Genomic DNA, 3,279 nt, shown 5'->3' on the forward strand with positions numbered 1-3,279 from the left:
AAAAATTGAAAAAGGGGAAAAGTTTCCGATTGCGACAGATTACGGGAACTGGTGGCGAGTCCTTTATTCTGATCAAGTGGGTTATGTACACAAAGATAGTGTTAAAGCAGAGTTTAAAAATGGTGATAACTATTTCCGAGTTTATAAGGATGATTTACCAGTTTATGAAAATGAGAAAGGTTACCTCATGAAAATCGGAGAGCTTGATAAAGGTCAAGTATTTCCAATCGCAACTGATTATGGGAATTGGTGGCGTATTAATTTTGGGGATTCCTTTGGGTATGTGCGAAAATCTAACACCGGATATGCAACAAAGAAAGAAATGAGAAATATAAACAAAAACTATGTTAATTCAGAAAAAAAATTTCTAGTTCTTAATAATAACTCTGTAGTAGATAATTCATCAGGTGAATTGGTTCCATTCGGAGAATTAGAGAAGGGAGTTATTTATCCAATTGCCGAGGATTACGGGAACTGGTGGAGAATCATCTACTTGGGCAGAGTAGGATTTGTTAAAAAGTCGGAAGTGATTGAATATAAATTAAAAAGCTTGGATGAATTAATTGAAGAATATAAAGTGAAGGGTAATTCAGATTCAGCTAGTCGTGTTAAATTATTTTACACAAATCCAAATGAAAATTATATTTCTATAGCAAATAATATGCTTAATGATATTTTTACTATTTCTAGTTATGGAACATTTGATTTTTCTAATGGAATCCCGTGGGGAGAAAGTCCTTTAATGGGAGAAGAGATGTCTCGTTCATACTATCGAGCTCTACATGCACAATTCTTTCTTAATGATTTAGTTGCAGCTTATAAAGAAAATCATAACAAGGAATATATTCAAAAAGGTTTTGAGATTATTGAGGACTGGATTTCCAATAATCCGTATGGAAATTCTCGTCATGAGTTATCCTGGCACGATGAAGCATCTGCTCGTAGATTGGTAACTTGGATAAACTTTTTTGATACAGCCAAAAGTATTTTGAATAAAGAACAAGTTAGGTTATTGTTTGTTAGCATGTCAGAACACGCCGACTTGTTAGTAAGTGATGCTTTTCATACAACACATACTAATCATGGAATGTTTCAAGATGAAGCATTAATAGCGTTCGGCGACTACTTTAATGAATTTTCGAAGGAACAATTGTATTCTGTAGTTGGAAAAACTAGGTTGAAAGATTACTTTAATCATATTGTTTCTAGAGAGGGAGTCCATTTAGAGCATTCACCAGGGTATCATTTGACAATAGCTAAATCTGTAAAGAGATATAGAGACTTTTTTTCAGCACTTAATGATTTAAATCAATATGAATATTACGATAAGCTGTATAATAGAATGGCGAACTATTACGTGTGGGTTATTAAGCCGGATGGAACTCTACCTTTAATAGGAGATACATTTAAAAATGTAAAGCCACCTACTAACTTATGGGAAGACAATCCATTCTATAGGTATTCCTTAACGCAAGGTAGAGAAGGGTTAAGACCTGAAAAAACCAGTGAAGTTTATAAAGATGCTGGGTATGCCATATTCCGAGATGACTGGGAAAAAGGTAAAGATGCAACCTATATCCATTTTACTGCTGCCTACCATACGGATTATCACAAACACTCAGATGATTTAAGTGTTTGGATTTATACAAAAGGTCACGACCTTATTACTGAAGCGGGACCAAATGGATATGACTATGATTTGCCATTTACCGAATTTGGATATTCTTCATATGCACATAATACACTTATAGTTAATGATGCTGGGTTGCCAAGAACTGATGGCAAGTATGATTCCACTTACCTTACAGATTTCTATATAGATGACAACTTGAGTAGTGTTACCGGTGTTAATAGAAGGTATGAGGATGTAGAACATAACAGAAATTTGAAATACAATAAAAATTCACAGGCAGTAACAGTTACGGATACTATTAAATCTAGTAAGGAAAACAACTACAAATTACTTTGGAATTTAGCAGAGGGAGTAGTTCCACAAATTAATGGGAATCAAATCAGGTTGTTGATTGATGGCAAAGAAGTGGCATCAATGGAAATCAGCAGTTCAAGTAAGTTTTCTATAAAAGATGTTAATGGTCAGACAAGTCCTGAGATATTAGGTTGGCACCTTGATAACGGCAAAGAACCTACGAAAACACATGCAATTGTGATTGAAGCACAGGAAAAAGATGCAGAAATTGTAACAACTTTTCATCTATAATTTAGTAATTTAAATAGGTGTGAGAGCGGAACTCTCACACCTATTTAATGGAAGAATTTTATTGTTTTTAGCTATATGCCGATATATAATAATAGCAGACTATTAATAATAGTCTAACTACAACTAGAGGAAGGAGTATTTAATGGTAAAAAATATATTTAGAGGTCAGTTCTTTCTCATTTCTTTGTTTTTATTTATTCTAACTATTCCTTTTTCTGTGACAGCTGAAACTAATCCGGAAAGTCAAGATTTGGGAACAATAGAGCTATTCAGGACCACGGGAAATTTGACAATAGGTGGATTTTCTATTAAAGATTCAACCTATTTCTATGGTTATGAAAACGAAAATGGGGTTAGTATTCAGTATGGTAATACCAACAAACTTATCCCCAAGGAAGCGCTAGTAAAAGTTGAGTCAAATGAAAATGTATCCGGATTGTTTGAGTTTGAAACTGCTGACACGCAAGTATTGGCAAAGGGAACCACTCTATACAAAGAGGCTGGCGAAGGAAGCCCTTCAGGTACCATTCTTAATGAAACGGATTACCCTGTGTACGAGGAAAGTAATGGGCATCCTGTCATTTACTTAGGAAATGTGGCATTTCACCTGTCCGATATCGAAAGTTCTGCTGTAGAGGGAACGGCAGATGCAGAGCTTTCTGAAACAGTGGAAGGCGAGGAAAACACCAGTATAACCAAGGAGACTGAAGCGTCCTCTGATAAAGCTGCGTCGGGAGAAAGGGAAGATGATACTTCTGTTGTAGACAATGGAACAACAGAGGCAGAGCCTTCCAAAGATGCAGAAAAACAGGATGGCGCAAGTTCTGAAGAAGAAGCTGTTGACCCTGTTCAGGAGGAAGAGCAATCTGGGACGGCATTAACCCAGGAAGAAGAAAAGAAAGTTGATACAAAGTCTCTTAATAAGGTAACCGTTCAAAGCGTGAATCCGTGGGATGGCTCGGAAGCGGGTTATTTTAAAGTGACCGACACTACCACAGTCTATGACAATCGAGGGAATGGCGCTTTAAGACCGATGGGCCAATTGGAAGAAGGCCAGGTCT

2 protein-coding genes are annotated in these 3,279 nt (G+C 36.2%); both read left to right on the forward strand.

Annotation, left to right across the window (positions count from 1 at the left end; all coding sequences use genetic code 11):
• A partial coding sequence (locus F6X55_RS02585; RefSeq protein ID WP_202616107.1) for an alginate lyase family protein occupies positions 1-2,218 on the forward strand: 2,218 nt, incomplete at its 5' end.
• 142 nt (positions 2,219-2,360) lie between these two features.
• Positions 2,361-3,279 (forward strand): hypothetical protein (locus tag F6X55_RS02590; RefSeq protein WP_202616108.1); only part of this gene is annotated, 919 nt, incomplete at its 3' end.

The sequence above is a fragment of the Sediminibacillus terrae genome (assembly GCF_009602435.1).
GTDB classification, from domain to species: Bacteria; Bacillota; Bacilli; order Bacillales; family Amphibacillaceae; genus Sediminibacillus; species Sediminibacillus terrae.